This window comes from Chlamydia sp. 16-02 (assembly GCF_042235055.1).
Classification (GTDB): Bacteria; Chlamydiota; Chlamydiia; order Chlamydiales; family Chlamydiaceae; genus Chlamydia.
The window spans coordinates 145449-171215 of record NZ_CP114172.1 but is presented as its reverse complement, the minus strand read 5'-3'; the positions used below and the strand labels follow the sequence as shown (position 1 = coordinate 171215).

Here is a 25767-nt window from a genome sequence, read left to right as displayed (position 1 = left end):
CTTTTTATTTTTTATTTATTCTAAATATTTAAGTTTCGATTGCTTGTGCGATAGCAGCAAAGAGAGTAGGGAGTACCACTTGAAAATATTGATTTTTGGGTAGAATGAATTAATCTATTTTAAGAACTTCAATAAAAGCTGTATTGGGAATAGAAACTTTACCAAACTCTTTCATACGCTTTTTACCCTTTTTCTGTTTTTCCCAGAGCTTGCGTTTTCTCGTGATATCTCCACCATAACACTTTGCAGTGACATTTTTTGAAAGAGCACGAATGGTTTCTCGAGCGATTACTTTTTTATTGATAGCAGCTTGAATAGGGATTTTAAAGAGTTGCTGTGGGATTACATCAACAAGCTTTTCACAAATACTTCTTCCTCGGGCTTCTGCTTTGTCCCTATGTACTAGACATGAAAAAGCATCAACGGGTTCGTCATTGATTAAAATTTCAAGCTTTATAATTGAGCCCTTGCGATAATCTCCTAAACGGTAATCAAAGGACCCATAACCTTTGGTTACGGATTTCAATTTATCATTAAAATCAGAGACGATTTCATTTAAAGGGAGGTCATAAGAAAGGACTAACCTATGCTGATCTAACATTTCCGTCTTTAGGCACACACCGCGCTTATCTAAACACAGATTCATAATACTACTTAGGTATTCTTGAGGAGTGATGATATTTACATGTACCCAAGGTTCTTCCAAATGCTCAATAATTGAGGGGTCGGGGTAGGCTGTAGGGTTGTCTATTAATAGTGTTTTTCCATTTTTTAAGACGACTTTATAGATTACACTGGGTGCTGTAGCAATAATATCAAGGTCAAATTCTCTAATAATTCTTTCAAAAATAATCTCTAAGTGTAGCAGGCCTAAAAATCCACAGCGAAAGCCGAAACCTAGAGAATGACTACTTTCTTGCTCTATAGTTAAAGCAGAATCATTAAGCTGTAGACGACCTAAAGCATCTTTTAAAGTATCAAAATCTGATGAATCAATAGGATAAATGCCAGCAAAAACTACAGGATTAATTTCCTTGAATCCGTCTAAAGGCACTTTTGCTGGATGTTTTACTGTAGTGACAGTATCACCGATTTTTACATCTTTTACCTTTTTCAAATTGGCAATGAAATAACCTACCTGGCCTGCTCTTAGTGATCCCTCAATTAAAGTGGCTTCAGGAAGGAAAGCTCCAACACCTAAAACTTCAAAAGCAGAACCTTTTGTTGCCATAAAGGTAATACGATCACCTTTTTTAATTTCTCCACTGATAACACGAACATATACCATGATCCCTACATAAGGATCGTAATGAGAGTCAAAAATTAAAGCCTTTAGTTCAGTTTCCTCGGGAAGTTTTGGAGGAGGAATTAGTTCAATTATGGCCTCAAGAATTTCTGAAATTCCTTCTCCAGTTTTTGCTGAACAGGCAATCGCATGAGTAGTGTCTAATCCTATGTAATCTTCGATTTGTTTCCGAATTCTCTCAGGATTAGCAGCAGGCAAATCAATCTTATTTAAAATAGGAATGATCTCTAAATCACGCTCTAATGCTAGATAAACATTGGCTAAACTCTGAGCTTGCACACCTTGAGCTGCGTCAACAATGAGTAAAGCTCCTTCACATGCAGCTAAAGATCGTGATACTTCATAAGAAAAATCTACGTGACCGGGGGTATCTATGAGGTTAAGCTGATAAACTTCGCCATTGTATTCATAATACATAGTTACGGGGTGGGCTTTAATAGTGATACCGCGCTCCCTTTCAAGATCCATAGAATCAAGGAGCTGCTCACGCATCTCTCTTTGCTCAACGGTACTCGTACTTTCAAGTAAGCGATCTGCAATTGTAGATTTTCCGTGATCAATATGCGCAATAATAGAAAAATTTCGAATATTTTCTAATTTATACTCTTTCAAAATACAATAGGAGTTTTGTCAGTTTCAGAGAGAGTCATGTTAGACTGAGCATAGTTAGTTGTCAATACTACTAGAATACAAGAAGGTGAGTTTAATTTATTTACGAAGATCAAAATAGAATAATACTTGTATTTGCAACTTACATGTTTTATTGTTTTCAGAACATTGTGTTGTAAATATAAAAATCTAGAAATTCAATAATTATAATTTAATATTTTGATTTTTATTTCATTTAGTATGACTCATGAGATCTTCGAATCTTTTTGTTCTCCAAACACTTCCGAAACAAGAAGTGGTTTGTCGATACATGCAATCGAAGAGACCGACAATATTTCAAATAATTGTACTCGTTGTTTCGAGTATTTTATGTATTGTTGCAGGTCTGATTTTTTTATCAACTTTACCCTCATCAATGAATCTTACCGTTTCTTTACTCCTCGGTGGTTTAGGTTGGTGTATTCTATCTTTTGTCACCGCGCAGCTTATAATTAAGCATTCGCAACCAAAAAACATCCAAATTCCTTTAGGGTTTCGCCAGGTGATTAAATCAAAATTCCCTAAGGTTTTTTTTGATTTAGTAACCACTCAGGACTTAGATATTATGAGATTTAGAGAGTTGATAACTTCTATTTCTGATTTCAGAGGATATCAAGACTCATTAGTTAAGAATAATTTGGATAAACTTTCTTCACAGTTAAGAAGTGCTATAGAAGCTTTCGGTGTTGACGATTTAGATAGAGAAATCAGGAACCAGGAGATTCTTAATTTGGATGACTTATTTGTAGAAAATTGCCCTCTATATTGGATGAAACGTTTTATAGAGTTAGGTGATGATGAAGTGTTAAATCAAAATGAAATAAGACGAAGCTGGAGTCATTCTGGAGCCTATTGGTTTTCTGAACTAGGTCTGATTCATCAATCTTCTGATAATAATTTAAAACCACAAACAATTTTCACCCTACATTTGTATGGACTTGTTCAAGAAATAAATGAATCAGAATATTCTTGTTTGATGCGTCATATTAAAAATAATACCTGGAATCATCAAGATGTAGCAATGATAGTTGATAGATTATTGATTATTTGCCAGGGGGATTATAGTAGATATATCAGTGAAAAAGATAAAGATAAGACATCAATAGAGTTTCGTGTACAATTTACAGAAGAAGAAGTAAGAAATCTTCTTTTATGTATGTGTCTACACGGATTGTCTTGGAGACAACTATTACTTATTCGATCGATGCCAATTTCTTCTTGGCAATTTTTATCATGGATAGATAGATCTACTCCTGAGCGAGGAATGCGAATACTTGCGGGATGTTTTTTAAAAGATTTTATTAACGAATCTAATCCTAATTATGAACCCGGCATAGCTTTATCAACTTATTCAGAATACAGAAATGTTACTCAATATAGAAGGTATAGAAGTCAAAAAGATACTAATACTATTAGCAACATTTGTGGCTATCTTAGTCATCGAATGAGATTTCATAAGAAAAAAATAGAAATAGATTTTCATTTAAAGAATATTACGAATTTTCATAGATACGTTGTTGATTCAAAAACTGGAATAAGAACCAGAATCTCTGAAAATATTTAAAGACAAAAAAAATCCTCACTTGTGAACACAGGTGAGGATTTCTTCTATTAAGATCCTTACTTCAATTACGAAGAAGCATTCTCAACAGCGGGTGTTCCCTGGATTGTTGATGAAGAACTAGCAGCTTCAGCAGCAACAGAGGCTTCTTCTCCTGCAAGTTCTTGTTCTTTGATCGCAGATTGAATTAAGAACAGCTTATTAAGTTTCGTTGCCGAGACCAACCATACAGCAATAATCACAAAGAGGGCTACTGCTAGGTAAGGAGTCATAGCTCCGATACTTCCGCAAACCACTAGAAGGCTTTGTTGGATTAAAGAACCTCCGGATTTGCCGAAACGAGCTGCAACCACGTCAATAGCAGCCTTTCCTTTGACTTTCTGTTCTTGATCCAATGGAATATAAGCCATTTCTTTAGTCGCGTCAAAGAGAGCGTACTTTGTGGATTTAGATAGAATATTTTGGATAGCTCCCACCATAACAGCAAGCATTAGTGGTGTGGTGCCTAACATAGCTACGATTCCAGAAGCCTGATCTCTAAAGATAACTAGAATAAAGAAAAGCACGCCCGTTAATAATACCATGACGGGTGTTACAAGAGCTCCTGTTAACCAACCAAATTTACGGATGACGTTACCACCGATAAATAGCATTACGATAACAGAAACGACTCCGGTCCAGAATGAGAAATTACCCATAAATTGGCTATATTCGTTAGCATTTGGGTATTGCATCTTTAATTGACTCTTCCAGGTAACTTCTACTAGATTAATGCAAATCCCGTAACAAATAACAAGGAGAGCTAGCAATAACATGTAAGGAGATCTTGCTAAATAGGCAAAGCTTTCCTTCATGCTCATTTTTGGTTTAGATTTCTTAGATTTGTTTAATTCTTTAGGATCATAGAATCTAGGATCAGTAAGAACACACTTGTTCATCCACCAGTAGCATAGGATAATAACACCACCGGAAAGAATAACCATACTCATTAAGAGATATAGAGAAAGTCCCCAAGGATCTGTGTTGCCTGCAGCACTAGCACGTAGCTTAGAAGCCCAGATAATAGAACGTCCAGAGGCTAACAAAGCGATATTCGCGCCTACTCCAAACAAAGCATAGAAACGCTTAGCTTCACTGATTTTGGTAATTTCATTAGCAAAACCCCAGAACATTAAAGAAAGCATAACACTTCCCCATAGCTCGGAAAGCACATAAAATGCGGCAAAAGTCCAGTTTCTTAACATCGCGACACAGCCCATCAATCCTTGAGGAAGGATAGTTTGTAATTTATCAGCGAAATCCGTTGGATGCAAAATGTGACGGAAAGGATAAATTACTGTTGGAAATAGGGCGAAGAATAAAAGAAATGGGGTGATAACTGTGTAGAAGAGGGCAGGTTTACTTAAAATGTTGCTTAGCTTGGCGTAGATAAGCATAAAGACAACAGCGCAAGGAACGACAAGCCACAGTTTGATGAAGGGTATAGCCTCTGCACCAGAGCCGGGAGCCGTTACGATAAGAGTGTCTTTTGTATCACGCAATACGGTGTAGTTGAACGCAATACAGAAGAACATTAGGAACATTGGCAGCACCTTTTTCAGCTCATGCATGTGTATTGGCCAAAGAAAGGAGCGCAATTTTCCAAAAGGTTTTTCCGCTGTTTGTGTCATATTTACCCTCTGAAATAGCTTAGTTTTATAATTTATAAGTTATTAATAGTTTTGTCTTTAAAACAATTAATTTTTAGTTTTTTAGCCTTCTAGCATACCAATTTTTTTCTCTATTGACAAGAAAAAAGGAGAGGAGAAACCAAAGGCTCTCCCAGAACACTCGAGAGACTGGGGAAAATCGGCTAAAATATTTACTTTACCTAGCCGATCATTAAGGTCTTTTTAAACAAAAGACTGGGGAGAATCTAAACTTGAAGAATTAGTTCTTACAGCTTCTACATATGCATTCCACAGCTCAATACTAACCACTCCATTACGGATGGAACGAATAAGCTCTCTTTTTAAAGAAGGTAGGGGCTTTTTTGGGCTAAATCGTGCTAAGAGGTCTTTATCTCCTACCTGTCTAGCTAATTCTAGAACACGTTCTATATCGGTTTTTGTGAAGTTGATAAAGTCTCTACGTTTTTTAGATCCTCTAGGGGCGCGAGGTTTTGGATTAATGGCTCGTGGTGAATCAGATTCTAAAATAAATGTTTTTAACATTTTTAGAAACTGTTCGGGGGCGGCGCTTTTCATTTTTTTTAATGTAAAATGGTGCATATAGCCACCACTCGGTCCAGGAAGATAGCGACATAAATCGTTTTCCTTATCTCCGCAGACCTTTCTAATAGCTTTTAAGATCAGTTTTTCTATTTCTTCATTTATATTCGACTGTTCTACGGCCATGAAACCCACCTTTATAACTTGCTAAATCTTCGTAAAAATTAATCGATGCTTACTTTATAAATTTTATAAGAAAGAATTTGGCATACTTTCAATTTAACGTTTAGAAAAATAAAATTAAAGTTCTGTTTATTTAGAGACGTAATTTATGTTGGATTTTGCTTTTTTTCGCAATGTTATTTTCCGGGAAAAGATCGTTTTGTTTCATAAATAACTTTAAAAGAAACAATCATAAGGACAAGAAGTCTTGCTATAACATTTATTTCTTTATAATTAAAAGACTTTTCATTGCCATGAAACTTGTTTTTTTTGTTTATTTTATAAAATGCAAAAAACATGAAATTCATTTTTCTGATTTCTTTTCATTGTTTCCATCTTTATTAATTCTTACGCCAGATTTTCTAAATAAATAGCGGGATTTTTTTGTCTCTTTTATATACCTTATGATTTTCATTGTTCCGATTTTATTAATTTCTTGAGAATAATCTCCCTAAATGGAGGCATATGTTGTTAGCACGTCTGTTCAAAAGAGTAAAACTTTCAATCTCCCTAGTTTTAATTTTTATTGTTTCCGGATGCTCTTCTTCTAAGGTGCACAATAGTGATAATAAAATTTATGTATTGTCTATGAATCGGATGATACATGATTGTGTGTCTAGAATTGTAGGAGATAAACTTTGTTCAATAGTCCTTATCGATGGTGCTATAGACCCTCACGCATACGAAATGGTCAAAGGTGATGAAGATAAGATGGCAATGAGTAGACTCATCTTCTGTAATGGTCTTGGTTTAGAACATACAGCAAGCTTACGCAAGCATTTAGAAGATAATCCTAAAGTTGTGAATATAGGAGAACGATTAATAGCCCGAGAAGTATTTTCTCCTTTGAAAGAAGACGGATTCTATGACCCGCATATTTGGACAGATATTAGTATTTGGACAGAGGGAACTAGAGAGATAGCCGGTGCTTTAATTTCTGAATTTCCAGAATACGAAAAAGAGTTCGCTGCTAATTCCAAGGAATTAATAGAAGAAATGCAAATGTTGGATAGTTGGGCTAAAAGGTGTTTATCTACAATACCTGAAGAATCTAGATATTTGGTTTCAGGTCACAATGCTTTTAGTTATTTCACAAGACGTTATCTAGCGACTCCAGAGGAGGTGAAGGCCAATATTTGGAATAAGAGGTGCATTTCTCCTGAAGGAATATCCCCTGAAGCTCAAATTAGTATTCGCGATATCATGCTCGTTGTAGATTATATCCATGAACATAATGTTACTGTTATGTTTCCTGAAGATACTTTAAATCAAGACGCACTTAAAAAAATTGCTTCATGTTTGAAAAAGGGACATAGTGTCCGCTTGGCAAGCCGCCCTTTATATAGCGATAATGTTAAAAATGACTACTTGAGTACGTTTAAGCATAACGTTTGTACAATTACTGAGGAGCTAGGAGGAACTATTTCTTGAATAGACAAAATGAAATTGCTTGGTCAGTACATGATCTATGCGTGAACTACGATCATTCAGATGTTTTATGCCATGTTTCCTTTTCTTTAAGAAGAGGATCCTTGACAGCAGTTTTAGGCCCCAATGGTGCGGGAAAGAGTACTCTTTTAAAAACTTCACTCGGATTAATACGACCCTCTGCGGGCCATACTTTATTTTTTGGAAATAAGTTTAAAAAAGTACATCAGCGTGTTGCCTATATGCCACAGAGAGCTAGTGTAGATTGGGATTTTCCTATGACAGTTCTAGATCTTGTTCTCATGGGTTGCTATGGATATAAGGGGATGTGGGGAAGAATAACAGCTGATGATCGTAAGGAGGCTTACAATATTTTAGAGCGTGTAGGTTTATCTGCTTTAGCCAATAGACAAATAGGAAAGCTATCGGGTGGGCAGCAACAAAGAGCATTCCTTGCTCGAGCTCTTATGCAAAAAGCAGATCTATATCTTATGGATGAATTGTTTTCTGCTATAGATATGGCTTCGTATCAGACTGTCGTAGATGTATTGCGTGATTTGCAAGAACAAGGACGAACTATTGTTGTTGTACATCATGACCTGAGTCATGTACGCCAATTATTTGATCACATTATCTTACTAAATAAGCATCTTATTTGTTCCGGACCCGTTGATGAATGTTTAACTAACAAAAACATTTTTCAAGCCTATGGTTGTGAACTAGAGCTTTTAGATCGCACTCTTAAATTATCCAGGGGAAAGCAACAAGGAGCGTATTAAATGCTCGATTGTGTTTTTATTGATTCTATTTTTTTATCGAGCTTTTTAGCTGTTACTTTAATTTGTATGACCACTGCTTTATGGGGGACTCTGCTACTTGTAGGTAGACAACCTCTTCTAAGCGAAAGTCTTTCTCATGCTTCTTACCCAGGACTACTTCTGGGGGCTTTATTAAGTTATAAAGTATCTTTTTTCACAGATTCTATTATTTTAGTGATTGTTTTTGGTTGTCTGGCTGCTATTTCTGGTTATGGAATCATAGTATTTTTAGAAAGAGTATTAAGAGTTCATAAGGATGCTTCTCTATGTTTTGTTCTCGTTGTTTTTTTTGGCGTGGGAGTTATTTTAGCCAGTTATGTGAAAGATTGTTGCCCTTTATTATATAATCGTATCAATGCCTATTTATACGGACAGGCTGCTACTTTAGGTTATGTAGAAGCTAAACTTGCAGCCTTCGTTTTTCTTGTCTCTTTAGTGACTTTGTGGTGGTGGTATCGGCAAATTGTCGTGACTATCTTTGATAAAGATTATGCTTCAACTTGTGGACTGAGCACTCGTATTTCTGGAAGCATTGTTCTTATATTTATTTCCTTAGTGATCGTAAGTGGTGTACGTTCTGTAGGTATTGTATTGATATCTTCTATGTTTGTTGCGCCTTCCTTGGCAGCTCGTCAATTATCTGATAGGTTAAATGTTATTTTCCTTCTTTCCTGTGTATTTGGAGGAATCTGTGGTGCTCTCGGTAGTTATATTTCAGTCGCTTTTAGTTGTAATGTTTCTGGACATGCAGGTGTAATCACTTTACCTACAGGTCCACTCGTTGTTGTTATATCCGGTTGTTTAACCTTCCTGTGTTTGATGTTTTCTCCAAAATCAGGATGGGCAATACGCTATATACGTAGGAAACACTTCTCGTTTTCTAAGAATCAAGAGCATTTGCTGAAAGTATTTTGGTATTTACTAGAAGATCAATTACCCGAGGTCGGTGCACGTGATTTTGTTTGTTCTCATAAATATCAAGAATATTTTGGACCTAGGCCTTTTCCAAGATTTAGAATTTGGCTTCTTGAATATCAGGGGTTTTTAAAACATAGAGATTATCGCTGGAGTCTTAGTGAAAAAGGAAAGATCAGAGCAAAAAGATTAGTTCGAGCTCACAGATTATGGGAATGCTATCTTGTACATTCTCTAGAATTCAAGGAAGAAGATGTTCACGGTTTCGCAGAAGAAATGGAGCATGTTTTAACAGATGAATTAGATTATGCAATTACAGAAATATTAGATAATCCTCATTACGATCCACATGATAAATTAATTCCAGAAAAACCAAAAAAAAAGGAGGAACTATGATAGGAGCCTTTTCCCCATATCATGGGGTTTCCTTTATTCAATTTTTCGTTGTATTTTTCTCAAGATTCTTTTCTGGAGAACTATTTCTAGGACACTTGTTTATCGATGATATTCAGGTTGTAGTATTCTTGGCCATTGCTCTTTCTGGAGCATTTGTAGGTAGTTTTTTAGTTTTAAAGAAGATGGCGATGTATGCTAATGCTGTTTCTCATACAGTATTATTTGGCTTAGTGAGTATTTGTTTATTCACTCATCAATTAACGTCATTATCTTTGGGAACCCTCACTCTGGCGTCTGTTTCAACGGCCCTACTTACTGGTTTTCTTATTCATTTTATAAGAAATATTTTTCAGGTTCCTGAAGAGGCTAGTACGGCTCTGGTATTCTCTTTGTTATTTTCAATGAGTTTGCTGCTTTTAGTATTTCTAACACGTAATGCACATATAGGAACTGAACTTATTTTAGGTAATGCAGATTCATTAACTCGTAGCGATATTTTTCCTGTGTATACTATTCTTTTGGTTAATCTATTTGTTTCTGTGATTGGATTTCGTAGTTTTGTGTGTGTTTCTTTTGATTCTGTATTCTCCTCTTCTTTAGGAATCCCTGTAAAAATCATTGATTACTTAATTATTTTACAATTGTCAGCAAGTTTAGTAGGAGCATTTAGGGCAGTGGGAGTTTTAATGGCGTTAGCTTTCTTATTAATTCCTGGACTTATTGCGAAAATTTTTGTTGTCTCTGTGCGAGGGATGCTTTTTTGGTCTTTAATTTTCGGTGCTCTTACAGCATTAGCTGCTCCTGCATGTTCTAGAGCAATTTTAACATCATATGGCGTGGGATTATCAACTTCAGGCATTTCAGTTTTTATATTAATGGCTTTTTATATTGTTGTGTCTTTATTTCATTATGGAAAGAAGTTAGCCTATAAAAGATTTTATTCAAAAATAGCCTGAATACAGAATTGACAACTCTCTAATCTAGGAGTTATGATTTTTTTTTCAATTTGTTAAGGTTACTATTTGAAACATTTAGCCATTTTCGGATCCACTGGAAGTGTAGGGCAGCAGACTTTAAAAATTATTCGGTCTCTTCCTCATTTGTTCAATGTGGTCGCTCTTGCTTCATACGGTAATAATAAGGATTTATTTTTCGAACAAATTCGAGAATTTTCTCCTTCTATAGTTTCTGTATATGACGAACCAATTTATTTTGAAATTCGTAAAGAATTTCCTAGTATCAAAGTATTTCTTCGTGAAGAAGGGTTATTAGCAGCTGCTACAGCTGTAGAAATTGATACTGTTGTTGCCGCATCTTCAGGTGTTGTAGCTTTACCGGCAATTATAGAAGCAATGAAATTGGGGAAAACCCTGGCATTAGCGAATAAAGAAGTTTTAGTGTCTGCTGGTGAGATTATCAAAGGGATTGCTAAGCAATATCAAACGACAATTTTGCCTATAGATAGTGAACATAACGCCCTATATCAATGTTTAGAGGGGAGGAATGCTTCGGAAGTAAAAAAGTTAATGCTAACTGCTTCTGGCGGCCCTTTATTATACAAATCTAGAGAAGAATTAAATCGTGTAACTATTGAAGATGTATTGAAGCATCCTATATGGAATATGGGGGCTAAGATTACTGTGGATTCTTCGACATTGATAAATAAAGGCTTGGAAATAATAGAAGCCTATTGGTTATTTGGATTGGAAAATGCAGAGATAGATGCTGTAATTCATCCTCAAAGTTTAATTCATGGTATGGTAGAGTTTCAAGACGGGACGGTGCTTTCTGTAATGAATCCCCCTAGTATGCTCTTTCCCATACAACATGTATTAACCACTCCAAAACGTTGTCCAGCACCTCACAAAGGGATAGATTTTTCTGTAAAACAAACATTAGAGTTTCTTCCTATAGATGAGGATCGTTTTCCAAGTATTGGTTTGGCTAGATGGGTATTAAAAGAGAAAGGATCCTCGGGACCATTTTTTAATGCCGCTAACGAGGTCTTAGTTCAAAGATTTTTAACAGAGGAAATTGCTTGGTGCGATATTCTAAATAAGTTAACAAGGCTTATGGAAAATTATCGAGTTTCTTCGTGCAATTCATTAGACGATGTCTTTGCTGTTGATAAAGAAGCTCGGGCCCTTGCTCAAGAGATATAACCCGGTACGTATATGACAATAATATATTTTATTCTTGCAGCCCTTGCTTTGGGGGTTTTGGTATTGATCCATGAATTGGGTCATTTACTAGCAGCCAAGTCTGTAGGTATGGCTGTTGAGAGTTTTAGTATTGGTTTTGGACCGGCTTTATATAAAAAGAAAATTGGAAATATAGAATATCGTGTAGGTATTTTCCCTTTTGGTGGTTATGTTCGTATCAAGGGAATGGATAAAAGAGAAAAGGGTATAGATGCCGACCCCGATTCTGTTTACGATATACCTCAAGGTTTCTTCAGCAAATCCCCATGGAAAAGAATCGTTGTTCTTGCTGCGGGTCCCGTAGCTAATATTTTATTGGCTTTTGTTGCCTTTGGTGCATTGTATATCTCGGGGGGTAGAAATAAAGCTTATTCTGAGTACTCTCGTATTGTTGGTTGGGTGAATCCTATTTTAAAAGAAAAAGGTCTAAATCTTGGTGACGAGATTCTTACATGTAATGGCAAACCCTATTATTCGGATAAGGATGCTATTACCTCTGCTTTATTAGACAGACATCTATCTTTTAAGGGAGTGCATCCCGCGTATCTTTCAAAAACTTCTACTGAATTTTCCCTAGATACAGAATTCGATGTTAATAAGAATGGTATCCCTCTTGCTGGAGCTAGCTATCTTTTATACCGTTATCAGGAGCCTATTTCAAAAGAATCTCCTATGTATTCAGCAAATATATTACCGGGCGATCGATTGGTATGGATGGATGGACAAATCTTATTTTCTCCGATGCAAGTTTCTCAGATACTTAATGAAACCTATGCATTTGTTAAAGTTTCTCGTTATGATAAGGAATTATCATTACGCATTCCTAGGATGCTGGCGAGCACATTATATCTATCTCCTTATGTAAGGAACGAACTTATCGATAATCAGTATGAAGCTGGTATTAAAGGTAAGTGGTCTTCTTTATATACTTTACCTTATATGATCAATAGTTACGGTTATGTAGAAGGGGAATTACAGCCTATAGATCCAGAATCTCCATTTCCTCCTATGGAAGATAAATTAGAATTAGGAGATCGTATTTTAGCTATAGATGGTACTCCTGTTAGTGGAAGTACTGATATTTTACGTTTGGTCCAGAATCATAAGGTATCCATAATTGTTCAAAAAATGACTCCCGAGCAATTAGAGGATGTAGACTCTTCAATTGCTGATGAGAAATTTATCCGTTCTTATGATGCTAAAAGCCTATTGGCAATTATTAATTCAATAGGAAGTGCTGAAGAAGTGCGTGAGTCAGGTCAATATCGTTTATTATCTCCGATCCAACCTAAACCATGGATAAGCATTTATTCTGATGATCTTTTAAATAAACGCCGTGAAATGGCGAAAAAATTTAAGAATCAGGATCAACAGCGTTATTATCTAGATAGAATAGAAATAGAAAAACAAAAACTGTCTCTTGGAATTCCTTTAAAGGATATGACAGTAAAGTATAATCCGACTCCAGATGCTTTAATCATTAATATCTCTAAAGATAGTCTACGTACTATGAAGGCTTTAGTTGTGGGTCGACTGAACCCTCAGTGGTTGTCAGGACCAGTAGGGATTGTTCATATGCTACACAAAGGATGGTCCTTAGGGATCTCTGAAGCTTTATTCTGGATTGGATTAGTAAGCATCAATTTAGCGGTTTTAAATCTTCTTCCGATTCCTGTATTGGACGGAGGCTATATTGTGCTTTGCCTCTGGGAGATGATTTCAAGACGTCGTTTGAATATGAAGCTTATTGAGAAAATGTTAATCCCATTTTCTCTATTATTGATAGCCTTCTTTATTTTCCTAACGTTTCAGGATTTATTTCGTTTTTTTGCTGTGAGTTAGGTTTCCAGGTTTTAGGAAAACCATAAAGATTATAAGGATGAGAGCCAAAACAATGGATAACATAGATATCCTTGTTTTTGCTCGTATTTAGTCTAGAGCTCTTTTGTTTATTTTCCTTTACCTTTTGTTCTATTTCTTCAGGAACTTGTTCTATAGCTGCAGTTTTGCTTCCATGTTTTAGAAATTCCCTCATGAGAAAAATAGATTTCCTATTTGTGATGATATAGGTGTGATTTGTGTTAATCACATAACCCTTGTGTGGAGTGTCTAAGCAAGTCTCTACCGTACATACTTTTCCATCATTTTCACATTCCAAACGGAAGGGAAGAAACTTACTCCGCTTATTTCCACTAAGTATAAGAACCTCTACTGTAGAAGGGAGCTTTCCGACATCAAGCATTTTTCTTGGGCAATAGGTAAGTAGCTGTCTACCTAATTTTCCGCCAAAGATAAATTGCACAATGGCTAAAGATCTGTAACGTCTTGCTAATGTAGATCCTGCATTTGGAGGAGCCATGAGTATGGCTTTACCACACTTTGCTTCTTGAGGGCAGTCAGGTTTAGCCAAGGCAACTCGAACAATAACACCTCCTATAGAATGTGTTACAAAATTGATGGGAACACCCGGCTTTAACTCCGCTATCTTTTTGATTAATTTAACAAGATGATCCGCATGTCTTTCTAATGTAAATTTGCGCGTTTCGTAGTTCCAGATAAATACGTCGTAATTTTCTTTTTCTAAGACATTACCAATAGGTTTTAACGACCTATAAGATCTTAAAAATGCGTGAACGCAGATTACTGACTCTTTTTGCTGAGATGTTTCTCTAATTCCACCAATTCCCGAAGGAAGTGTTTGAATTATAGAAGTATCCGCTAAAAGGGACGTTCCAGATATTAAAAATAGTAAAATTAATAATAATTTATTCATTTGCACACCGATATAATTATTTTAATAAGTTTTTTATTAAAAACCAGCGCGTTTAATTAACTTATTTTAAAAAATAATTAATCGATTAATTATAAAAGTAATAAAAATTACTATTTAATAATCGAATGTGAATGAATTGATATTTGAGCTTGATTAACCAAAAAGATCCTACTGTCTTCAGATAATGTTTGATGAGGGGTATTTGTAGAGGTCATTAAGGTTTGTCCTAGAGTAGGAGCAAGGTCGAGTAATTGTGAGATTCTGTGATTGTCTAACCCTGCATGAATATCGTCCATACAGAATAAGGGACATGCGTTGTATATGTTTTTTATATAAAGACATTCTGCGAGTCTAAGAATTGCGAGTAAACTGTGTTTCTGCCCTTCGCTAGAGAATTGTGCAACGGGGAGATCATTAATCATTAAAGTAAAGTCCTCGCGATGAGGACCTACGGATGTAGTTCCTAATTCTACATCACGATGTAGTGTTGTTGTTAGTTGTTTTCGAAGTTCCTCAGCAATAATCTCTTGAGAAATCTTATCTTGTTTAATTAGTGAGCTTTTGAATTTAATACGCAGTTGTTCTGATAAGGAATTATTCCATAATTCTTGAACTAGTTTATTTAATTGTTCGCAGCAAGAGTATCGGCTTAACGTTAGATAAGCACCTAAAGTTGCAAGTTGCTCATTCCAAACTGATAACGTGGAAGTTTGTTTGGTTTTCAGTAGAGTGTTTCTTTGTAATAAGGCGCGATGATAATAAGACAAGGAGTGTTTATATTGAGGATCACATTGAGATAAAAGTAGATTAAGAAATAGTCTACGGTCCGCAGGAGCTCCAGAAATCAGAGAGCAATCTTTAGAGGAAAATAGAACAATAGGCACTATCCCTATCAATTGTGATAAAGTTTTTATAGGGGAATGGTTACAAAGAATCTTTTTCCCTTGCTTATCTACATAGATAGATAGCGTATGAGGAAATTCGTCTTTTTCAAAGGTCATCTCCAGAAAAAAATAAGGAGAGCCAAAGGAAATAGCCTCTGTAAGATGTGTAGTACGGAAAGACCTGCCTAAAGACAAAACATAAAGGGCCTCAAGAAGATTGGTTTTGCCCTGAGCATTTTCTCCAAAAATGTAATTCATATCTGGAGATAAAGAAATCTCAGTTTCTTTATAATTCCTGAAATTTTTAAGACGCAGGGAAATAATCTTCATTAATCATCATGCAATCTCATTGGCATAATAACGAATAGGCTACGGGTAGAATCAGTAATAATTCCCGGATTGTAAGAATCTGAAATGCCTAAGCGTACTAACTCATCTTTACTATGCTTTAAGATATCGAGGAAGAAGAAAGGATTGAAGGCAATTTCTAACAGCTCTCCAGAATAGTTTACTGCCATACTAACCTTGCCTTCACCAACCTTTGTACAGTTTGCTGTTAAAGTGAGCTCGCCAGGAGTAAAAGTGAACTTTACGGAATGGGAAGATTCATTGGTAAATAACGCTACCTGTTTTAGTAAGGTAATTAACTCTTCTCTGTGAAGGTCTAACTGTACACTACTTTCTGTAGAGATTACTGGAGAAAAATCAGGAAATTCCCCAGAAAGTAGTTTGGTAATTAATAACGTATTACCACACTCTACAGCAATTTTTGCTTGATCTAAGAAGATAGTAGCTTCAGAATCTTCGGAACAGAGTTTAATAATTTCTTCAACAGCTTTAATAGGAATGATGTAATCGCCAGAAAAGCTTTTATCTAAAGAGATCTCGGCATCGGTCTTTGCTAATCGTTTTCCATCTGTACCTACTACAGTGACAGTACCATTAGCAATGGTTAATAAAACTCCTGTAAGAACATAGCGACTTTCTTCTCGAGAAACGGCGAAAGATGTACGTTGTAACATTTCTCTAAGCTGTTCTGCAGGGAGAGTAAATCGTACGGAGTTTTGGATATCGGGAAGCATAGGGAAATCTTCTTTGCCCATGCTAAGTAGACGGAAACAAGAAGACCCTGAAGTGATTTTTGCCATTTCTCCAGTATTTGCGGAGATTTCAAGATTAGCCTCTGTTAGTTCTTTTACTAGTTGAAAAAATCTTTTAGAGGGAATGGAAATGGCGCCAGATTCATAGACTTTTGCCTGAGCTACGCATCGGGTACTTACCGTAAGATCTGTAGCGGTAAAGACAAGCTCATCGTTACATGTTTCGATAAGTACATGGGTAAGCACAGGGATAGGAGTATTTTGAGGAACAACGCTTTGGATTTTTTTTATAAGATTTCCTAACTCATTTCGGGATACGACGAACTTCATATTTTCCTACAACTGTAAGTCATTAAATTCAATCCTGCCCCTAAGAGAATAGGGGTTCCTCAGGATCTCTTCGAGAGAGCTTCCCGGGATAAAGCAGGATATTACTATAAAGGGATTTTATGGTCTTCTAGATATTTCCTAGGATTTTTCTAATCTAGCTACTTGCTAAGTTCAAGAAAGAAAATTGGGTTTTTTGTTATACTCCCTCCCAACTCTCTATGTTGAGAAATGGGAAAAAATTATGGCCAGTAAGGAAATTGTTTCTAACCGCAAAGCCTTACGTAATTATGAGGTTTTGGATACTTTAGAAGCTGGAGTTGTGCTTACCGGAACCGAGATAAAATCGTTGCGTGATCACGGTGGAAACCTTGGTGATGCCTATGTGGCTATTTCCAAGGGTGAGGCGTGGTTATTGCATGCCAGCATTGCTCCCTATCGTTTTGGTAATATCTATAATCATGAGGAACGAAGAAAACGCAAGCTTCTTCTTCATAGATATGAGATTCGAAAATTAGAGGGTAAGGTAGCTCAGAAGGGAGTAACGATCATTCCACTAGGAATGTTTCTTTCTAGAGGGTATGTAAAAATTCGTCTTGGCTGCTGTCGTGGTAAGAAAGCTCACGATAAGCGACAATCGATTATCGCTAGAGAGAAACAACGAGAAGTAGAATCTGCTATGAAGCGTTATCGTTGATGAATACTTTGATATGATTTTCTTTAGCCCAAGCCAAAGCTTCTGTTTTTGTAGAGAAGGTCATGAGTACTGTAGCCATGGCATCAGCAAACGCGCAGCTCGGATGCATGACAGTTGCAGATATAATAGGATAGTTGTGTAATTCTAAGGGTTTCCCCGTATGGGGATCTAAGATATGCGTATAGATTTTTCCATCTACAGACCATTGTTGATGGTAATTTCCGCTTGTGGCAACTGCGGTATTTTTTAATTCTATGATTTCAGATGTCGCTGAAGAAGCAATACGCCAGAGCCTTCCTGAGGGATGGCACCCTGAAATTTTAATTTCTCCTCCCCATTCTGCATAGCTATTAAAACAAAAACTCTGGCAAGTTTCTAATAAACAATCGACAGCAAATCCCTTTACTGCACCACAAAGATCAAGTTGTAGATCAGAGTGTTTTTTGGTAAGTGTTTGGTTGGTTATATCAAGATCAACATACTTCCATCCTGAATGTTCATAATAAGATTTCCATACTTGTTCATCGGGGATCGAATGTTGCTTAAGATGTAACAGCCAAAGAGTTTTCAATGGTCCTAAAGTAGGATCAAATCTGCCACCAGATATGCGGTAAAAGTTATCTACCATTTCTAAGAAATTACATAATTCCTTAGATAGAGGAATGGCCACTCCTGCAGGTGTGCGATTAATTTTTGAAAGTTCCGATTCTCTATTCCAGTTATTGTAGACAGTATCAATAACATGAAAGACTGCATTGATTTCTTTTTGTAACTGTTCGGTTTCTTGATTTGATAGATACTTCCCTATGACAATACGATAGGGCATTGTCATTTTTTCTCCCTCCAAAGTCGTAAGCTTTGGGGCGCTGCAGCCATTAAAAACCCAGGAGGATAGAATTATAAAGAGGATTTTTTGTAACTTTCCCATGTATTTTTCATCAACATTGCCACTGTCATAGGTCCTACGCCTCCAGGTACCGGAGAAATAGCTTGGCATTTGGTAACAACATTATTGAAGTCTACATCGCCAACTAATGTGTACCCTTTATCATTATTTGCTGTTACTCGTGATGTGCCTACATCAATAACGACAGTTTGAGGAGACACCATATTTTCTTTAATAAATAAGGGTACACCTACAGCTGCAATAATAATATCCGCTGTTTTTAGAATTTCAGTAAGATTTTGTGATTGGCTATGAAGTAAGGTCACTGTAGCGTTTGTTGAAGGATGTTTTTGCATTAGCATGGCAGCTAAAGGCTTGCCAACAATATTACTTCTTCCAACAACAGCAACATGACGTCCAAGAAGAGGAATCTCATAGTAATTCAGTAATTCAATAATACCTGCGGGTGTGCAAGGAGCAAATCCTCCTAACTGTCCTAATAGAAGTTTTCCCATATTAATAGGATGAAGACCATCCACATCTTTTTCTGGAGCAATAGCTTGAATCACAGCATTTGCATCTAAATGTTTGGGCAAGGGAATTTGTACTAAGATACCATGAATAGTAGGATCATTATTTAATCTGTTAATAAGCTTAAGAATATCGGTAAGAGTAGCGTCAGAAGGCAATCTATGAGCTTTGGATATCATACCCAGATCTGTAGCTTTTTTTACCTTCATTCCAACATAAACTTCGGATGCAGGATCATTACCGATCAACACTACTGCAAGACCGGGAGGTGTTGGGCTGTTAGAGATTTCCTGTTTGATTGTTTCTAAGACCCGCTCGGCAACGGGTGAACCTTTTAGTAACATGAGCGACTCCTTAAGAAGCCTCTCATCTTACGGATTCCTTGAGTTATTGTACAAGGGAGTAGGTAAATTATTCCGCTATAGATGAAATCAATAGTAAAAGCGTGTTTTGCGTCTAATAGTAAGGAATGCAGACTCCAATTAATTTTATGATTAAAAAAGGCGAGGGTTGGATAGGAGAAATAGGAAAATACTAGAGCAAATATAGAGTTAATGATGGGTATCGATAGCCACCTATCATTAAGAAAGATTTTATGCATTTTATGGAGAAGTGCTGAAGTAATGATATATAGAAATGTATGAATTCCAAATAAATACGAAGATCCAATGTCGCAAAATAATCCAAGAATTAACGCATGAATCAGTATTTCTTCTTTGGGTAATCTATAAAAATTAGCTACCAGATAGGGAGCAAAGAAAATTGGACGTAGGTCAGGATAGTATTGAGGACAGATAAAGAAGCTCAATACGGAGAGAGAAAGGCATTGAAGAGATACTAACCGGTCCATGAGGGGATACAAGATGGGTTCACTAAAGTTCATATCAAGATTCAAGATTGTTTTCTCTTATTTTCTTAATATTTTCTTTATTTTTCTTATTTATCCAAACATTCTGTTAGTTAGAGATTTTTATTAATTTAAATTAATTACTTTGTTTAATTAATTAATTTTTAACTAAAATTAATTTATAGGTTTGATTAGAAAATTTTTATTTCTATGAGCGGGACAAAAAAGAAAAGAAATAGACGAGATTTGTCTCGGGTGATTCAGAAGAAGACAGAGCAACTTCTGAATAAGCCTAAAAAATTAAAAGGAAAGAAGTCTAAGTTCCTTATTTCCAAAGATCAAAAACAACTTCGCGATCGTGCTGAGAAGTATGACAATTTAGTGCGTTCCCTATTAGGTAGGAAAACTCATGATTCTAATCATGTTTTAATTTTTAACTATCAGGATGGTTTCGTTTTTACTGATATTAATAATTTTGGAAAGTATTCCATAAAGCTTTAAGGATGAACGCAAAAAGCTAATAAAAACTTGCAGAACGGGACAAACCCGTAATAAGGCTGGGGGTGGCCTGGGCTAATTTTTGCGCTCCAGAAGCTGCCGCAATATTGAGATCTCCACAATCTCAATATTGCCGGACAGTTTGGTACGAGTACCTCATCTGGAACGACGGCGGTGCACTTTCTTGCGCCTACCGGCTCTCTTCCCTCTTCCCTTATTTTTAGGTTTTTTCGCAAGGTGCCGCCACCTTGCGTTTTTTTTTGTCTTTTTCTCTTTTAATTATTTCTTAAGTTCTTTTTTTTGAATTAATTATTTTTTATTTTAAAATTAAAACATAACTAATGAGTATTTTTTTAAAAACTCTGAGAATAAATTATGTCAATTTCTGGAAATAGCAATATTTCTCCTTCAGGACCTGATAAATGGGACCCCGCAATTATGGGGAAACAACCTGAGTCATTATCGGGTCCTAAAGAATCTGTATTTTCTGAAACAAAGGAGACCTCTTCTAGAAAGCAGGAGGCTATAATCCAGTCTGGGGCCAGTGCGAATTACGAGACTGATCTCCAGATTAATGAGGGAAAATATAGAAAGACCCAGGAAAAAGCCTCGTCATCTCCTAAATCAAAATTACGAGGTGCCTTTTCCAAAGTTCGAGCTAGTGTTCAGGGATTCCTCTCGGGGTTTGGCACAAGGGCCTCTAGAATTTCTGCTCGCAAGGCAGAGGCCGATGGAGAAGGAAGATCCATGTTGCCCAGCGATATGGAAATGGTCAGTAAGAAGGGGAATCGTATCTCTCCAGAAATGCAGGGATTTTATTTAGATGCATCTGGAATTAGTGACACTTCTTCTGACGTTTCTATGCTTTCTTTAGGGTCATTACGATCCACATCGTTATCCTCATTCTCGATATCAAGGGAGGATATCAGTGCTGCAGAAACCTCTTCAATAGCTTCATTTGGTTCATTTCAGATGGCTAGAGCATCGATAACAGAGTCTACAGTGACTGCCTGGACCGTGAATCGCCTAGGTGGAGAAATGATTAGTACAATCTTAGATCCAAATATAGAGACCTCTTCTTTATTGCGCAGAGCTTCTCTTGTTGGTAATGAGGGCATGGTAGATCTATCGGATTTAGAAAATCGCAGTCTTATTACAGATATGCGTGTAGAAAATACCTCAAAAAATACAAAAATTATTGATTCAGGTCGTGATGCTGGAAAAGTTGAAGATGTGGACTTAGAGGGATCAGGGATTTTAGAAACCTCTGCGAAAGAAGCTGAAAAGAAAGAAAGTCGAGAAGATCTTTTAAAAGACCAGCTTGCTATAGCAAAAATGATGGAAAGCTTGCTGTCTTCCGGGGCTCCCGCATCTGTTTATGTGCCTTTAGGAGCCACATGGTCGGAGGGAAGTACAAGCTTTCCCCCTCCAAAATTTTCTGGGACAGTGACGCAAAGTTATAACGATAAACCGGAGCATTCTCCTATGGGAGTCTCTAGTAATCAAGGACATACGGATTTTTCATCTATAGATAAATCAGGAAATGTGATAAAAAGTTTTCCGTTATTTACAGATCATAGTGAAAAACCTTACCGATTTCCTGCCGATCCCTCTTCTAATGGTAGTATTCTGGATTTGAGTGACAAGGGGACTGTAAGTTTTTCTGGTTTGTCGGATAATGACCCAGTATTTTTACCAGTTCCTGAAGAAAACCCTGAACCGAAATATGATGCCTCTGCAGGATCAACGGGATTTGATACGGTAAGTTCAGCATATTTATTTTCCTCTCATCAAGGAATATCTCTGCTAGCACCACTGCCGCGCTCTTTATCTGAATATAAACATGAAGTGGAGAAGCGTAAAGGCCCTGGAGCACCTCCAGATCCTTTAATTTATCAATACCGTAACGTGGCTATAGACCCGCCCTTAATTTTTAGACCTCCGCAACCATTTGCTTCCTCATCGCGTCTTGGGGTGCAAGGGAAGCCAGAGGCCGCTTCTGTCCATGATGATGGAGGAGGAACTGGTGGAGGATTTTCGGGACAAAACCAGGATCGAAATAACAGGCGTTTTTCTGATAAAGATGAAAAAGGCAAATCTATGGAATTAGATTAGGGAGTTTAAAGTGCGCATACTACCTTTTGATCCTTACGGAGCATTTCCTCCTCAGGGAGTGAGTAAAGATCCTCATAGCAATATACCATTAAATCAGAAGATCTCTGATGAAATAGCTAAAAATGAAGCTATGCGCTTGGCTTTATTGGCTATTGCTGATCAAGAGAAAGATGAAAGGCAGAGAAGGCATCGCTTTAAAATTCTCAATCGTAAACAGGCAAAGGTTCTTCTATCCCAATTGCGCAATGTAGATTTAGATTTTAGAAGTTTGAAAAATGCGGGATTTAAAGAAGACGAAGATAGCCAAGAAGATCGTGAATCTCAAAAACAAGAGAAGACTTTCAATATTGCTAGAAGTAAGAAACCGGTAAAAATAGGGGCGTCTGCAGCTCAGGCTATTGCTAATGCCGCAGAAGCTTGGGTTATTGCCCGCAATAGAGGTGTCTTGGATATGGCTTCTCTATTGTTTTGGAATAAAGATGACGAATGCTAGGCAGCACGTTTTTCTTTAGGCAGTTGAATGACTTTTTGATCCTCATCACTAATCGGGTAAGAAAGAGCGCTTTGTTTCTCTAGATCTTCCCAGATTCTATTCAATTTTTTCACCTGTTTATCTGTAAGATTATCTAGGATAAGCATGTCTTCGGAATTTATACAAAATCCGGCTTCTGACCAATTCACAGATCCTGCAATCAGAATTTTTTGATCTACAATCGCAAATTTATGATGTAGACGATAACGAGTTGTTTTCGTGTGTAGTGTCAGACTGGAATCTTTTAAAGCTTGAATCTGCTTGATTGACAATTTCTTAAAATCTTTATCAATCAAAATTTTTACGTCTACACCGCGTTTTTTAGCCTCATTAAGCTCACGAAATACGGGAGGATAGGTTAGGGCAAACATGGCTAATCGGATGGTTTTCTTTGCAGTTCTTAGTGTTTGTAATACGGCTGACAATGCTTTTCCCTGATCACCTGGTAGAGAGAAATATTGTACATTTTGACCATCGACAACACAGTTTCCGCAAGACTCGTTCTTAATATATTGACAAAGTTCCTTACTTTTTAAACCAATGATTAAATTGCTATCTTGAAGAAAGGAAACATGTGTATAGTTTGCCGATCCTAGCCAAACTTGCTTATCATCTATTGCTAGGGCTTTTTGATGCATTAGCTTTCTTCCTTCAGAAGGATGTTCGACTAATGTCACATGCTTGTTTTTAGGGAATTCTTGAATTTTTGCCATTTTTTCATAGTGAATGGCGACATTGCGTTTTGCATTAGCTTGATTGGCGAGGCTTGAAAAAATCTCAGGAGCGCTCAGACGATAAATACGAAGAAATATACTTTTTTCTGCAGAATCTATGGCGTCACAGATTACCTTAAGGGAATCATCACCACACTGTTTGGAATAAATCACAGGCTCTTGCGAAGCAGTAAAAGTTTGAAATGTATCGGGAGTTTGAGATTTCGTAAGAACACCAAAGAATAGTAGTGATCCTACAGTTAAAATAATTTTTAATTTCGAATTTGTTTTCTTTTTCATAGCTTTAATTGGATTTAGTATTTTTCTTTTAAAAATTAGTAATAATAGTTTTGTTATAAAAAAATCATCATTTTTAAAGAAAACTTAATAAATCAGCTAGAATAACTTAGATGAATATTTAGGGAAATACTCATTCCATCGGTAAGAAACTTTTTGGATAGTGTCTTCGTCAGCTTCGACTTCTTTAGGATAGTGAGGCTTCATTAGGGAATTAAGGATAATAGGAAAGGTGTATTGAGGTCTGTGGTTAACGACTTTATTGAAACGTACATGCAAATCTGTCGCAGGAGCAGCACGTGTGAATGTTTTCCATAGGAAATTTTTAGGACTTGTTAATGTCTCTTGGAGATTTTCTGTTAGGACAATGAATGGCCACGAATAAAGATCAGTATTATCTAATAACATGTTGATATTTAATTGTTGTAATTCAGTCTGAAGAACGAGACAACCTGGGCAAAAACTTCCTATATCGGTGATATTAGGGATGATTTTTCCCTGATATTTATACGGAAGATCACGAATTACTGGGCCTATACCCATGAAAATAGCTTTAGAACCTTTATTCAATTTAGGTCCTGTATAATCTAGAGTATCATTTGATGTTTCTGAGAAGATAAGCAGGTCACGTTCGGGAATAATGCGTGATAATACTGTTTCTAGAAGTTTAGGAAAGTTATCTAGATCAACGTAGTGATCTGTTACTATTAGGAATTTTGTTAATGATAATTGTCCTTCTCCAAGAATTCTTAAAGATGTTGCTAGAGATTCTCTCCAATATCTCTCTTTAACAACAGCAGCTGTTAACGCATGAAATCCTGCTTCACCATAGCTCTTTAGTTGACGTACTCCTGGCATGACCATAGGAAATAGGGGTGAGAGGTATTCTTGAAGCTTATTTCCTAAGTAGAAATCTTCTTGATAGGGTTTACCTACAATTGTAGCAGGGTAAATAGCATCTTTTTGGTGATAGATTTTTCTACATTTAAAAATCGGGAAGTCATGTTGAAGGCTGTAGTAGCCAAAATGATCTCCGAAAGGTCCTTCAGGTTTTCGTATGTTGCAAATACCCTCTCCAATAAGGATAAATTCAGAATCATAGATTAGAGGGTGTGGTGTATCGGGATCGTTTTTATAGCGTAATTTTGATCCTTGTAAAAATGTGCAAAAGAGAAGCTCTGAGATATTTTCAGGTAGGGGAGCTATTGCAGAGAGTATCAAAAAAGGGTTTCCTGATAAAAACACAGTAACTGGAAGATTTTTATTATTCTGTTCCGCCTCATGAAAATGCATACCACCTCCTTTTTGGATTTGGAAATGCAGTCCTAAGGTATCGCTATCAAACCTTTGCATGCGATACATCCCTAAATTAGGAATTTTAGAACTAGGAGATTCTGTATAAACCAAAGGAAGTGTAAGAAAAGCACCGCCATCTTCTGGCCAGCTCGTTAGCATAGGCAGCTGATGTAGATCTACAGAAGCCATTTTTTTATAGGGAAACTTTGAGAAACGCGCTTTACGTAATCCTAGAGATAATCCTCTAAGTAACAAATTACGATTTTTCCATAATTGAGATATCTTAGGAGGAGAAGATAATAAACGAATAGCCTGAGGTATTAAATCTTTAGGGACTCTAGAAAAGATTTGATCTACACGTTTTTGAGTGCCAAATAGATTTGTAAGAACAGGAAATGAGGCCCCTCGAACATTATGAAATAAAAGAGCGGGACCTTGACTTTCAATAACCCTACGATGAATCTCGGGAAGCTCCAAATAAGGATTTACAGGAGCAAAGATATCAATGAGGTCATTTTGAGATCGCAAAAGGGAAACGAGACGCCTTAAAGAAGACATGGTTATTC

General features: G+C 36.6%; 22 protein-coding genes. 11 read left to right on the top strand and 11 right to left on the bottom strand.

Going from position 1 to position 25767, the window contains the following annotated elements; all coding sequences use genetic code 11:
* Nucleotides 1–109: 109 nt before the first annotated feature.
* Nucleotides 110–1918: a translation elongation factor 4 gene (gene lepA / locus O1W70_RS00680; protein ID WP_332381376.1), complete on the bottom strand. Its 1809-nt coding sequence runs from the start codon at nucleotides 1916–1918 to the stop codon at nucleotides 110–112.
* 244 nt (nucleotides 1919–2162) lie between these two features.
* Here lepA and O1W70_RS00675 point away from each other — a divergent pair, with 244 nt between their 5' ends.
* Entirely contained in the window at nucleotides 2163–3518 is a 1356-nt protein-coding gene (locus tag O1W70_RS00675) for a DUF1389 domain-containing protein (protein ID WP_332381377.1), read from the top strand.
* 65 nt (nucleotides 3519–3583) lie between these two features.
* On the opposite strand, the gene npt1 is transcribed toward O1W70_RS00675, so the two are convergent.
* Together npt1 and O1W70_RS00665 are read right to left on the bottom strand one after the other, a co-directional pair.
* A complete protein-coding gene (gene npt1, locus O1W70_RS00670) occupies nucleotides 3584–5185 on the bottom strand; it encodes an NTP/NDP exchange transporter Npt1 (protein WP_332381378.1) in 1602 nt (533 codons plus the stop codon).
* A 222-nt stretch (nucleotides 5186–5407) separates the two neighbouring features.
* Entirely contained in the window at nucleotides 5408–5911 is a 504-nt protein-coding gene (locus O1W70_RS00665) for a hypothetical protein (RefSeq protein WP_332381379.1), read from the bottom strand.
* A gap of 501 nt (nucleotides 5912–6412) precedes the next feature.
* On the opposite strand from O1W70_RS00665, the gene O1W70_RS00660 reads away from it, so the two are divergent.
* From O1W70_RS00660 to O1W70_RS00635, 6 genes are all read left to right on the top strand, one after another.
* Nucleotides 6413–7378 (top strand): metal ABC transporter solute-binding protein, Zn/Mn family, encoded by a 966-nt coding sequence (locus tag O1W70_RS00660; protein ID WP_332381380.1) that lies wholly within the window; start codon nucleotides 6413–6415, stop codon nucleotides 7376–7378.
* The gene (locus O1W70_RS00655; RefSeq protein WP_332381381.1) at nucleotides 7375–8154 is read left to right on the top strand and encodes a metal ABC transporter ATP-binding protein; all 780 of its coding nucleotides are present in this window, start codon (nucleotides 7375–7377) and stop codon (nucleotides 8152–8154) included. Before O1W70_RS00660 ends, O1W70_RS00655 begins: the two co-directional genes overlap by 4 nt.
* Nucleotides 8155–9504 carry a metal ABC transporter permease gene (locus O1W70_RS00650; protein ID WP_332381382.1) on the top strand — a complete coding sequence of 450 codons (1350 nt, stop codon included), beginning with the start codon at nucleotides 8155–8157 and terminating at the stop codon, nucleotides 9502–9504.
* Nucleotides 9501–10460, top strand: coding sequence for a metal ABC transporter permease (locus O1W70_RS00645; RefSeq protein ID WP_332381383.1), 960 nt, complete (start codon nucleotides 9501–9503; stop codon nucleotides 10458–10460). Before O1W70_RS00650 ends, O1W70_RS00645 begins: the two co-directional genes overlap by 4 nt.
* A gap of 66 nt (nucleotides 10461–10526) precedes the next feature.
* On the top strand, nucleotides 10527–11666 hold the full coding sequence (gene dxr / locus O1W70_RS00640) for a 1-deoxy-D-xylulose-5-phosphate reductoisomerase (RefSeq protein WP_332381384.1): 1140 nt from the start codon (nucleotides 10527–10529) through the stop codon (nucleotides 11664–11666).
* Between the two features lie 12 nt (nucleotides 11667–11678).
* Nucleotides 11679–13547 (top strand): site-2 protease family protein, encoded by a 1869-nt coding sequence (locus O1W70_RS00635; protein WP_332381385.1) that lies wholly within the window; start codon nucleotides 11679–11681, stop codon nucleotides 13545–13547.
* On the opposite strand, the gene O1W70_RS00630 is transcribed toward O1W70_RS00635, so the two are convergent.
* The 3 genes from O1W70_RS00630 to dnaN all read right to left on the bottom strand — a co-directional run bounded on the left by O1W70_RS00630 (nucleotide 13498) and on the right by dnaN (nucleotide 16792).
* The gene (locus O1W70_RS00630) at nucleotides 13498–14478 is read right to left on the bottom strand and encodes an alpha/beta hydrolase (protein WP_332381386.1); all 981 of its coding nucleotides are present in this window, start codon (nucleotides 14476–14478) and stop codon (nucleotides 13498–13500) included. The genes O1W70_RS00635 and O1W70_RS00630 overlap by 50 nt on opposite strands.
* Nucleotides 14479–14588: 110 nt before the next feature.
* Nucleotides 14589–15692 carry a DNA replication/repair protein RecF gene (recF, locus tag O1W70_RS00625; protein ID WP_332381387.1) on the bottom strand — a complete coding sequence of 368 codons (1104 nt, stop codon included), beginning with the start codon at nucleotides 15690–15692 and terminating at the stop codon, nucleotides 14589–14591.
* On the bottom strand, nucleotides 15692–16792 hold the full coding sequence (dnaN, locus tag O1W70_RS00620) for a DNA polymerase III subunit beta (RefSeq protein WP_332381388.1): 1101 nt from the start codon (nucleotides 16790–16792) through the stop codon (nucleotides 15692–15694). The genes recF and dnaN overlap by 1 nt, the downstream gene beginning before the upstream one ends.
* A 241-nt stretch (nucleotides 16793–17033) precedes the next feature.
* Between dnaN and smpB the strand changes: the two genes are divergently transcribed.
* Entirely contained in the window at nucleotides 17034–17486 is a 453-nt protein-coding gene (smpB, locus tag O1W70_RS00615; RefSeq protein WP_332381389.1) for an SsrA-binding protein SmpB, read from the top strand.
* Here the strand turns inward: smpB and O1W70_RS00610 are convergent.
* From O1W70_RS00610 to mreD, 3 genes are read right to left on the bottom strand one after another with little or no spacing between them, the layout of a single operon-like run.
* A complete protein-coding gene (locus tag O1W70_RS00610) occupies nucleotides 17467–18414 on the bottom strand; it encodes an FAD:protein FMN transferase (protein ID WP_332381390.1) in 948 nt (315 codons plus the stop codon). The genes smpB and O1W70_RS00610 overlap by 20 nt on opposite strands.
* The gene (folD, locus tag O1W70_RS00605) at nucleotides 18384–19247 is read right to left on the bottom strand and encodes a bifunctional methylenetetrahydrofolate dehydrogenase/methenyltetrahydrofolate cyclohydrolase FolD (protein WP_332381391.1); all 864 of its coding nucleotides are present in this window, start codon (nucleotides 19245–19247) and stop codon (nucleotides 18384–18386) included. Before folD ends, O1W70_RS00610 begins: the two co-directional genes overlap by 31 nt.
* A complete protein-coding gene (gene mreD, locus O1W70_RS00600; protein ID WP_332381392.1) occupies nucleotides 19238–19753 on the bottom strand; it encodes a rod shape-determining protein MreD in 516 nt (171 codons plus the stop codon). Before mreD ends, folD begins: the two co-directional genes overlap by 10 nt.
* Nucleotides 19754–19960: 207 nt before the next feature.
* Between mreD and ltuB the strand changes: the two genes are divergently transcribed.
* The 3 genes from ltuB to O1W70_RS00585 all read left to right on the top strand — a co-directional run bounded on the left by ltuB (nucleotide 19961) and on the right by O1W70_RS00585 (nucleotide 22856).
* Nucleotides 19961–20251 (top strand): late transcription unit protein LtuB, encoded by a 291-nt coding sequence (gene ltuB, locus O1W70_RS00595; protein WP_332381393.1) that lies wholly within the window; start codon nucleotides 19961–19963, stop codon nucleotides 20249–20251.
* Between the two features lie 372 nt (nucleotides 20252–20623).
* Nucleotides 20624–22363: a hypothetical protein gene (locus tag O1W70_RS00590; protein WP_332381394.1), complete on the top strand. Its 1740-nt coding sequence runs from the start codon at nucleotides 20624–20626 to the stop codon at nucleotides 22361–22363.
* A 10-nt stretch (nucleotides 22364–22373) separates the two neighbouring features.
* Nucleotides 22374–22856, top strand: a complete 483-nt coding sequence (locus O1W70_RS00585; protein WP_332381395.1) for a hypothetical protein — start codon at nucleotides 22374–22376, stop codon at nucleotides 22854–22856.
* Here O1W70_RS00585 and O1W70_RS00580 read toward each other — a convergent pair.
* Both O1W70_RS00580 and O1W70_RS00575 read right to left on the bottom strand, forming a co-directional pair.
* Complete coding sequence (locus O1W70_RS00580; RefSeq protein ID WP_332381396.1) at nucleotides 22853–23908, bottom strand: phospholipase D-like domain-containing protein; 1056 nt, start codon at nucleotides 23906–23908, stop codon at nucleotides 22853–22855. The two genes, O1W70_RS00585 and O1W70_RS00580, sit on opposite strands and share 4 nt — an antisense overlap.
* 96 nt (nucleotides 23909–24004) lie before the next feature.
* Nucleotides 24005–25759 carry a menaquinone biosynthesis decarboxylase gene (locus O1W70_RS00575; protein ID WP_332381397.1) on the bottom strand — a complete coding sequence of 585 codons (1755 nt, stop codon included), beginning with the start codon at nucleotides 25757–25759 and terminating at the stop codon, nucleotides 24005–24007.
* Nucleotides 25760–25767: the final 8 nt, after the last annotated feature.

What these genes read in the sequence shown, in the direction of transcription:
- O1W70_RS00675 (WP_332381377.1), top strand. Translation starts at nt 2,163, where the DNA reads ATGAGATCTTCGAATCTTTTTGTTCTCCAAACACTTCCGAAACAAGAA.
- npt1 (WP_332381378.1), bottom strand. Translation starts at nt 5,185, where the DNA reads ATGACACAAACAGCGGAAAAACCTTTTGGAAAATTGCGCTCCTTTCTT.
- O1W70_RS00665 (WP_332381379.1), bottom strand. Translation starts at nt 5,911, where the DNA reads ATGGCCGTAGAACAGTCGAATATAAATGAAGAAATAGAAAAACTGATC.
- O1W70_RS00660 (WP_332381380.1), top strand. Translation starts at nt 6,413, where the DNA reads ATGTTGTTAGCACGTCTGTTCAAAAGAGTAAAACTTTCAATCTCCCTA.
- O1W70_RS00650 (WP_332381382.1), top strand. Translation starts at nt 8,155, where the DNA reads ATGCTCGATTGTGTTTTTATTGATTCTATTTTTTTATCGAGCTTTTTA.
- O1W70_RS00645 (WP_332381383.1), top strand. Translation starts at nt 9,501, where the DNA reads ATGATAGGAGCCTTTTCCCCATATCATGGGGTTTCCTTTATTCAATTT.
- O1W70_RS00635 (WP_332381385.1), top strand. Translation starts at nt 11,679, where the DNA reads ATGACAATAATATATTTTATTCTTGCAGCCCTTGCTTTGGGGGTTTTG.
- O1W70_RS00630 (WP_332381386.1), bottom strand. Translation starts at nt 14,478, where the DNA reads ATGAATAAATTATTATTAATTTTACTATTTTTAATATCTGGAACGTCC.
- recF (WP_332381387.1), bottom strand. Translation starts at nt 15,692, where the DNA reads ATGAAGATTATTTCCCTGCGTCTTAAAAATTTCAGGAATTATAAAGAA.
- dnaN (WP_332381388.1), bottom strand. Translation starts at nt 16,792, where the DNA reads ATGAAGTTCGTCGTATCCCGAAATGAGTTAGGAAATCTTATAAAAAAA.
- smpB (WP_332381389.1), top strand. Translation starts at nt 17,034, where the DNA reads ATGGCCAGTAAGGAAATTGTTTCTAACCGCAAAGCCTTACGTAATTAT.
- O1W70_RS00610 (WP_332381390.1), bottom strand. Translation starts at nt 18,414, where the DNA reads ATGGGAAAGTTACAAAAAATCCTCTTTATAATTCTATCCTCCTGGGTT.
- folD (WP_332381391.1), bottom strand. Translation starts at nt 19,247, where the DNA reads ATGTTACTAAAAGGTTCACCCGTTGCCGAGCGGGTCTTAGAAACAATC.
- mreD (WP_332381392.1), bottom strand. Translation starts at nt 19,753, where the DNA reads ATGGACCGGTTAGTATCTCTTCAATGCCTTTCTCTCTCCGTATTGAGC.
- ltuB (WP_332381393.1), top strand. Translation starts at nt 19,961, where the DNA reads ATGAGCGGGACAAAAAAGAAAAGAAATAGACGAGATTTGTCTCGGGTG.
- O1W70_RS00590 (WP_332381394.1), top strand. Translation starts at nt 20,624, where the DNA reads ATGTCAATTTCTGGAAATAGCAATATTTCTCCTTCAGGACCTGATAAA.
- O1W70_RS00580 (WP_332381396.1), bottom strand. Translation starts at nt 23,908, where the DNA reads ATGAAAAAGAAAACAAATTCGAAATTAAAAATTATTTTAACTGTAGGA.
- O1W70_RS00575 (WP_332381397.1), bottom strand. Translation starts at nt 25,759, where the DNA reads ATGTCTTCTTTAAGGCGTCTCGTTTCCCTTTTGCGATCTCAAAATGAC.